The organism is Streptomyces sp. YS-3, from assembly GCF_045257485.1.
GTDB lineage: Bacteria > Actinomycetota > Actinomycetes > Streptomycetales > Streptomycetaceae > Streptomyces.
This window is the reverse complement of record NZ_JBJHPC010000342.1, coordinates 1-7921: the sequence shown is the minus strand read 5'-3', so window position 1 is coordinate 7921 and position 7921 is coordinate 1. Positions and strand designations below refer to the sequence as shown.

Sequence of the window (7921 nt, the reverse complement as noted above, 5' to 3'; positions counted from 1 at the left end):
AGCGGCCGACGGGTCGGTGGCGAACAAGGTGGGGAGTTATCCGCTCGCGGTGCTCGCCAAGTACCACCACGTGCCGTTCATCGTGGTGGCGCCGGTCACGACGGTGGATCTGGAGACTCCCGACGGGGCGTCGATCGAGGTCGAGCAGCGTCCCGGGCAGGAGGTGACGGAGCTCACCGGACCGCAGGCTCCTGCGGCCGGATGGGGGGCGGGTGTCGGGCTGCCCGTGGCGCCGCTGGGGACGCAGGCGTACAACCCCGCGTTCGATGTGACGCCCCCCGAGTTGGTGACGGCGATCGTCACCGAGGAAGGTGTTCTCTCACCCGTCACCGGCGGCGGTCTGAGAGAGCTGTGTGCCAGGTCACGCCAGGTAACGATTAGCTAATGGGATGATGACGTTTATGAAGGGACGCGTCCTTGTCGTCGACGACGACACCGCGCTGGCCGAGATGCTCGGCATTGTGCTGCGTGGAGAAGGTTTTGAGCCGTCGTTCGTAGCGGACGGCGACAAGGCACTGGCGGCATTCCGTGAGGCCAAGCCGGACCTGGTCCTGCTGGACCTCATGCTGCCCGGACGGGACGGCATCGAGGTCTGCAGGCTGATCAGGGCCGAGTCCGGCGTGCCGATCGTGATGCTCACCGCCAAGAGCGACACGGTGGATGTGGTGGTCGGCCTGGAGTCCGGGGCGGACGACTACATCGTGAAGCCGTTCAAGCCGAAGGAACTGGTCGCCCGTATCCGGGCGCGCCTGAGGAGGTCGGAGGAGCCGGCGCCGGAGCAGCTGGCGATCGGCGATCTGGTGATCGACGTGGCGGGTCACTCCGTGAAGCGGGACGGGCAGTCCATCGCCCTGACCCCGCTGGAGTTCGACCTGCTGGTCGCGCTGGCGCGCAAGCCGTGGCAGGTGTTCACCCGTGAGGTGCTCCTGGAGCAGGTGTGGGGGTACCGGCACGCGGCGGACACGCGGCTGGTGAATGTGCATGTGCAGCGGCTCCGCTCGAAGGTCGAGAAGGACCCCGAGCGTCCGGAGATCGTGGTGACCGTCCGTGGTGTCGGTTACAAGGCCGGACCGAGCTGACATGTCCCGCGGCGGTGCTGCTCCGAAGCCCGGGAAGCCCGGGGTCCGTGGGGGGCGGGCTGCTGGTGTGGGACGGAAGACGTCATGGGGCGGGCGGATCCTTCAGGAGGGTACGCCCGGCAGCCCCGTGCTGAGGTTGTTCGTGCGCTGGGTGCGGCGTCCGCTGCTGCCCGCGGTGCGGTTGTGGCGGCGCAACATCCAGCTGCGGGTGGTCGCCTCCACCCTGCTGATGTCGCTGGGAGTGGTGCTGCTGCTCGGGTTCGTTGTCATCGGTCAGGTGCGCAACGGGCTCCTCGTCACCAAGGAGAAGGCGTCCGAGAGCCAGTCCGCGGGCGGCTTCGCCGTGGCCAAGGACAAGGCCAGTGCCCCGGCGGCGCCGGGCGGACAGGACGACGGCGGCTCCGACGGACGGGCCGGCAGTTCGGTGACCTGGCGCAGCGAGCTGGTGACCCAGCTCGCCAGTGGTGGCCAGGGCGCGTTCTACGTGGTCGCGCTGAGCGCCGACTCCGAGGACTCGGGCTCCAGCAACCGGGGCCCGCGCGCCTCGGGCGGTGTGGATCCGGTCGCGAGCGTCCCGCAGAGCCTGCGGGAGGACGTCGACCAGGGCACGGGGGCGTACAAGACGTACGCCTCGATCAAGTATCTCGACGGCCAGGAACCCAAGCCGGGGCTGGTCATCGGGACCAAGCTGAAGGACGTCGACGGCCAGGCCTACCAGCTGTACTACCTCTTCCCGCTGGCGCAGGAGGAGAAGACGCTGAGCCTGGTCAAGGGCACCCTCGCGACCGCCGGGCTGTTCCTGGTGGTGCTGCTGGGGGCGATCGCCTGGCTGGTGGTGCGCCAGGTCGTCACCCCGGTCCGGATGGCGGCGCAGATCGCGGAGCGGCTCTCCGCGGCCAAGCTGCAGGAACGGATGAAGGTCACCGGTGAGGACGACATCGCGCGCCTCGGCGAGGCCTTCAACAAGATGGCGCAGAACCTCCAGGTCAAGATCCAGCAGTTGGAGGAGCTGTCGCGGATGCAGCGGCGGTTCGTCTCCGACGTCTCGCACGAACTGCGGACGCCGCTGACGACCGTACGGATGGCGGCGGACGTCATCCACGAGGCGCGCGTCGACTTCGATCCGGTGACGGCACGGTCGGCGGAGCTTCTGGCGGGACAGCTGGACCGGTTCGAGTCGCTGCTCGCGGATCTTCTGGAGATCAGCCGGTTCGACGCGGGCGCGGCGGCCCTGGAGGCCGAGCCGATAGACCTGCGGAACGTCGTACGCCGGGTGATCGAGGGTGCCGAGCCGCTCGCCGAGCGCAAGGGCAGCCGGATACGGGTGGTCGGCGACGAGCAGCCGGTGGTGGCCGAGGCCGACGCCCGGCGGGTCGAGCGGGTGCTGCGCAACCTCGTGGTCAACGCCGTGGAGCACGGCGAGGGCCGGGACGTGGTGGTGCGTATGGGCTCGGCCGGAGGCGCGGTGGCCATCGCGGTGCGCGACTACGGAGTGGGCCTCAAGCCCGGCGAGGCGACGCGGGTGTTCAACCGCTTCTGGCGGGCCGACCCGGCCCGGGCCAGGACGACCGGGGGCACCGGGCTCGGCCTGTCGATCGCCGTCGAGGACGCGCGGCTGCACGGCGGCTGGCTCCAGGCCTGGGGCGAGCCCGGCGGCGGCTCCCAGTTCCGGCTGACTCTGCCGCGCACGGCCGACGAGCCGCTGCGCGGATCTCCGATACCGCTGGAGCCGGAGGATTCGCGGGCCGCGCGCGAGCGGGCCCGGCTGGGCGCGGCGCCCGAGCAGGGCAACGGGCTGCGGCTGGCGAGCGTGCCGGTCCAGCCCGCCGCCACCCGCTCTTCGCTGGGGGTGCCGCCCGGGCCGCCGGCTGCGCCGCGCACGTCCGGGCCGGCCGCCGATCCGACCGCGCTGCCCGGTGGCGGCGGGGCCAGGGTGGTGCCGCGGGTCACCGACGCGCGCGTGGAGGGCGAGTCCGTACCATCGCAGGCTGCTGACAGAGCGGCTGCTCCGGCAGCCGCCGACCAGGAGGAATCGTCTCGTGGGCGCTGATCGGGGGAGGGGCCGCGGCCGTCGGCTGCGGTCGGCCGCGCTGCTGGGCTGCGGCGGTGTGCTGGTGGCGGGATGCGCGTCGATGCCCGACAGCGGTGACGTGCACGCGGTGCAGGCGTCGCAGCGCGCCGACTCGCAGGTGCAGGTGTACGCGGTGCCGCCGCGCGAGGGGGCGGCTGCCGACGAGATCGTCGACGGGTTCCTGGAGGCGATGACCAGTGACGACCCGCAGTTCGCGACGGCGCGCAAGTATCTGACGCCGCAGGCCGCGCGGGCCTGGAAGCCGGATCAGGCGACCACGGTGCTGGCCGACGGACCGAACCCGCAGCCGAACCGGACCAGCGACAAGGGCGACAGCTCCAGCTTCACGTTCACCGTGACCGGCAAACCGGTCGCCGTGGTGGACAAGCAGCACGCCTACCAGCCCGCCGGAGCGAAGTCGACGTACAACGAGACGATCCATCTCGTACGGCAGAACACGTCGAGCGGCAAGGAGTGGCGCATCGACACGCTGCCCGAGGGGCTGCTGCTCGGACAGTCGGACTTCCAGCGCATCTACCGTTCCGTCAACAAGTACTACTTCGCGTCGGGTCAGGACCGGCTGGTCGCCGATCCGGTGTACGTGCGTCAGCGCAACGACCCCGAGACGCAGATGAACCTGGTCACCCAGACGGTCATGGCCGTGCTGGAGGGGCCGACCAACTGGCTGCGGCCGGTGGTGGGTTCGCGCTTCCCGAGCGGGACGGCGCTCAAGGACGGCACCAAGGCGCTCGCGTTCGACGACCGCAACGCGCTCAAGGTGCCGCTCAGTGAGCGGGCGTCCAACGTCGGTGGCGGCCAGTGCCGCAAGATGGCGGCCCAACTGCTGTTCACGCTGCGGGATCTGACCGCGACGCGGGTCGGCCAGGTGGAGCTGGACCGGGCGAACGGCTCGCAGCTGTGCGTGCTCGGCGGCGACCAGGCGGAGCAGTACGCGCCGGAGCGCGCCACGCCCAAGCCCGGCCAGTACTTCCTGGACGCGCAGGGACGGCTCGCGCGGATGCGTGCCGGTGAGGGCGCGGGCGCGGACGGCGTCGACAGTGCCGAGAGCGCGGACGGTGACGTGGTCACCGAGCTGGTCCCCGGGCCGTTCGGCCGGGCCGAGCAGCGGCTGCGTTCGGTCGCGGTGGAGCGGCGCGAGAGGCGCGCGGCGGGCGTGACGAACGACGGCCGCTCGCTGTACGTGGCACCCATCATGTCCGACGGCGAGCTGGTGAAGACGCCGGTGACGAGCCAGAGCAAGGACCCGAAGGACGGTCTCTCGGCGCCGAGTTGGGACGGTCGCGACGATCTGTGGGTGGCCGACCGGGACCCCGCGCACCCCCGGCTGCTCCACCTCGACCACGGCCAGGGACAGCCCCAGGAGGTCGATGTCGCCGGTCTGAACGGGGCGCACATCGAGCAGGTGCGGATGTCGGCGGACAGTGTGCGGATCGCGCTCCTGGTGAACGAGGGCGGCCGTGCGACGCTGCGGATCGGCCGTGTGGAGCGGATCGGCGACCCGGACCATCCCCAGGTCTCCGTGGTGGAACTGCGCCCCGGAGCACCCCAGATGGAGGATGTGACGGCGGTGTCCTGGGCCGGCCGCAGCCGCCTCGTCGTGGTCGGCAAGGAGACCGGCGGTCTCCAGCAGCAGTTGCGCTACATGCAGACGGACGGCTCGCTGTCGGCTGCGGGCAATCTGCCGGGCGCCAACCGGGTGACCGACATCGCCGCCGCGGACGACGAGCGGCTGCCGCTGGTGGCGCACTCGAAGGAGGACGGCATCGTCCGGCTGCCGCCGGGCGCCAACTGGAAGACGGCAGTCAAGACGGGCTCCTCGCCGGTCTACCCGGGCTGACGGCGCCCGTCCCGGCTGACGGCGCCCGCCCGCCCCGGGCGGGCGCCCGACCACCTGGTCGGCCCGGTGCGTCCCCCGGCTGGGCCGACCGGTGGCTTGCCCGGCCCCGTCGGTTTTCCACAGGGGTGGCCGGGCAGCCTCGCTGTTGGCAGAGTGGGTGCCATGCGGGGATGGTGGCAGGAGATCTCCGGGCTGGTGCTGCCGGTTGCCTGCGGCGGCTGCGGCAGTCCCCGTACGGCGCTGTGCGAGCGGTGCGCGGCGGCGCTGCTTGGTGTGCGGGCGCGGCGGGTCCGACCTGCCCCCGAGCCCGCGGGGCTGCCGGTGGTGTACGCGGCGGCGGTCTACGAGGACGCCGTACGGGCGGTGCTCCTCGCCCACAAGGAGCGGGGCGCCCTGGGGCTGGCCGGGGTCCTCGGGCAGGCGCTCGCGGGTGCGGTGCGGGTGGCCGCCGCGGCGCCCCGGGACGGGCCGCTGCTGCTCGTGCCGGTGCCGTCGGCGCGGCGTGCGGTGCGGGCGCGCGGGCATGATCCGGCGCGCCGGATCGCCCTGGCGGCGGCGGGCGAGTTGCGGCGTACGGGTACGGACGCGCGGGTGGCGGCGGTGCTGCGTCAGCGGCGTGCGGTGGCGGACCAGTCGGGGCTGAGCGCCCGGCAGCGGCTGGCGAATCTGAGCGGGGCGCTGGAGGTGTCGGCCGGTGGTGACCGGCTGCTGGAGGGCGGCCGGGTGGTCCTGGTGGACGACCTCATGACCACGGGTGCCTCGCTGGTGGAGGCGGCCCGGGCGGTCGCGTGCGCGGCCGGCGGGACGGGCGGCGCGACGGGCCGTTTCCCGGGGCACACAATTCCGGGATTCGCACAGCGGACGGCGACGGCCGCGGTCGTCGCATCGACCCCGGCATCCTTCGAAATAAACCGGAACTGACGGGGAACCTGCATCGTTGCAGGTAGTAAGAGGCATGAAACGCCTGAACGGAGGTACGTGCTGGTAGCGGGTGCCGACATCCGTCCGAGCGAGCTATGTTCGGTTATGAGGAATGGCGAAAGCGGCCTCACGGAATGCACGGCCTCGCTTCTGGGTACTTCCCCGAACCTGAAGTCGGTGGGGTGGCGATCTTCCCCACGGGGGAGGAGGAGGTGAAAGTCGCCCAGTCCGAGACTCCGGTGCCCACCGGAGTCTGGTGCAAGAGGGAGACGCTCCGCGATTGAGTCGGAGCGATCCGGGAACGGAGTTCTGCGTGGACATCGTCGTCAAGGGCCGCAAGACCGAGGTACCCGAGCGGTTCCGCAAGCACGTGGCCGAGAAGCTGAAGCTGGAGAAGATCCAGAAGCTCGACGGCAAGGTAATCAGCCTCGACGTCGAGGTGTCCAAGGAACACAACCCGCGGCAGGCCGACCGTTCCGACCGAGTGGAGATCACGCTGCACTCGCGTGGCCCGGTGATCCGGGCCGAGGCGGCGGCTGCCGATCCGTACGCAGCCCTCGACCTGGCTCACAGCAAGCTGGAGGCGCGACTGCGCAAGGAGCACGACAAGCGCTACACCCGCCGGGGCAACGGCCGGCTCTCGGCCGCCGAGGTGGCCGACGTGGTCCCGGGCGTGGCCGAGTTGAACGCGAACGGCGAGCCGGTGGGCGTATCGCAGGAGGACGGCGTTCCGGTCACCCGGATGGGATCGGTCGAAGTCCAGGGCGAGGGACCGCTGGTGGTCCGCGAGAAGACACATGTCGCCGCCCCGATGACGCTCGACCAGGCGCTCTACGAGATGGAACTGGTCGGACACGACTTCTACCTCTTCGTCGACTCCGAGACGAAGAATCCCAGCGTCGTCTACCGGCGGCACGCCTACGACTACGGCGTGATCCATCTGGAGACGGACCCGCTGGCCGGTGAGGACGCGAGCGGCGCCGGCGGAGCGCTCGGCGGATGACCTGGCGGGCGGCGCGCTGAACGAAGCCGTGCGGCGTGCCGTACCAGAGAGCGGTGATGCCCCTGGAGCGCCTTGTGCGCCCCCAGGGGCACCACTGTGCGACCACTGGAGCGCCGCTCTGTCGGCCGGGCATGAAATCATGGCGTCGCACACCAACCGCTGCTCCCCGGAGCATGGTTGGCAGCCACACCAACTCGGGCCATGGCCTTCAGGGGGAGGAACGATGGCAGACAGCTTCGGGCCGGTGCACGACGCGTCGGCCCCGGACGGTTCTGACGGGGCTCCCACCGGCATGGAAGCGGCGGGGTCGCGCAAGGAGCCCATCCGGGTCCTGGTCGTGGACGACCACGCGCTGTTCCGCCGGGGCCTGGAGATCGTGCTGGCCGCGGAGGAGGACATCCAGGTCGTCGGCGAGGCGGGCGACGGGGCGGAGGCCGTGGACAAGGCGGCGGACCTGCTGCCCGACATCGTGCTGATGGACGTACGGATGCCGCGGCGCGGCGGCATCGAGGCCTGCACCTCCATCAAGGAGGTCGCCCCCAGCGCGAAGATCATCATGCTGACGATCAGCGACGAGGAGGCCGACCTCTACGACGCGATCAAGGCCGGGGCGACGGGCTACCTCCTCAAGGAGATCTCCACCGACGAGGTGGCGACCGCCATCCGGGCGGTCGCGGACGGCCAGTCGCAGATCAGCCCGTCGATGGCGTCGAAGCTGCTCACCGAGTTCAAGTCGATGATCCAGCGCACCGACGAGCGACGGCTGGTGCCCGCGCCGAGGCTCACCGACCGCGAGCTCGAAGTGCTCAAGCTCGTGGCGACGGGGATGAACAACCGGGACATCGCCAAGGAGTTGTTCATCTCCGAGAACACCGTGAAGAACCACGTCCGGAACATCCTGGAGAAGCTTCAGCTGCACTCCCGGATGGAGGCGGTGGTGTACGCGATGCGCGAGAAGATCCTGGAGATCCGCTAGCCCGCCCCACGCC

6 protein-coding genes and 1 pseudogene are annotated in these 7921 nt (G+C 71.1%); all 7 read left to right on the top strand.

Features of this window, described 5'->3' with window-relative positions:
- A pseudogene (locus ACJA3G_RS24330) lies at window positions 1-385 on the top strand (S-methyl-5-thioribose-1-phosphate isomerase); the annotation flags it as partial.
- 4 nt (window positions 386-389) lie between these two features.
- Complete coding sequence (mtrA, locus tag ACJA3G_RS24325; RefSeq protein WP_188278465.1) at window positions 390-1079, top strand: two-component system response regulator MtrA; 690 nt, start codon at window positions 390-392, stop codon at window positions 1077-1079.
- Window position 1080: 1 nt separating this feature from the next.
- Window positions 1081-3129, top strand: a complete 2049-nt coding sequence (mtrB, locus tag ACJA3G_RS24320) for an MtrAB system histidine kinase MtrB (protein WP_406555164.1) — start codon at window positions 1081-1083, stop codon at window positions 3127-3129.
- Window positions 3119-5008 carry an LpqB family beta-propeller domain-containing protein gene (locus tag ACJA3G_RS24315; protein WP_406555163.1) on the top strand — a complete coding sequence of 630 codons (1890 nt, stop codon included), beginning with the start codon at window positions 3119-3121 and terminating at the stop codon, window positions 5006-5008. Before mtrB ends, ACJA3G_RS24315 begins: the two co-directional genes overlap by 11 nt.
- A gap of 162 nt (window positions 5009-5170) precedes the next feature.
- The gene (locus ACJA3G_RS24310) at window positions 5171-5929 is read left to right on the top strand and encodes a ComF family protein (protein WP_406555162.1); all 759 of its coding nucleotides are present in this window, start codon (window positions 5171-5173) and stop codon (window positions 5927-5929) included.
- Between the two features lie 313 nt (window positions 5930-6242).
- Window positions 6243-6932 carry a ribosome hibernation-promoting factor, HPF/YfiA family gene (hpf, locus tag ACJA3G_RS24305; RefSeq protein WP_406555161.1) on the top strand — a complete coding sequence of 230 codons (690 nt, stop codon included), beginning with the start codon at window positions 6243-6245 and terminating at the stop codon, window positions 6930-6932.
- A 223-nt stretch (window positions 6933-7155) separates the two neighbouring features.
- Window positions 7156-7908: a response regulator gene (locus ACJA3G_RS24300; protein WP_406555160.1), complete on the top strand. Its 753-nt coding sequence runs from the start codon at window positions 7156-7158 to the stop codon at window positions 7906-7908.
- Window positions 7909-7921 lie beyond the last annotated feature (13 nt).

Bases quoted from the DNA above. Each gene is read 5' to 3' on its own strand.
- ACJA3G_RS24310 (WP_406555162.1), top strand. From the start codon at position 5,171: ATGCGGGGATGGTGGCAGGAGATCTCCGGGCTGGTGCTGCCGGTTGCC.
- mtrB (WP_406555164.1), top strand. From the start codon at position 1,081: ATGTCCCGCGGCGGTGCTGCTCCGAAGCCCGGGAAGCCCGGGGTCCGT.
- ACJA3G_RS24300 (WP_406555160.1), top strand. From the start codon at position 7,156: ATGGCAGACAGCTTCGGGCCGGTGCACGACGCGTCGGCCCCGGACGGT.
- mtrA (WP_188278465.1), top strand. From the start codon at position 390: ATGATGACGTTTATGAAGGGACGCGTCCTTGTCGTCGACGACGACACC.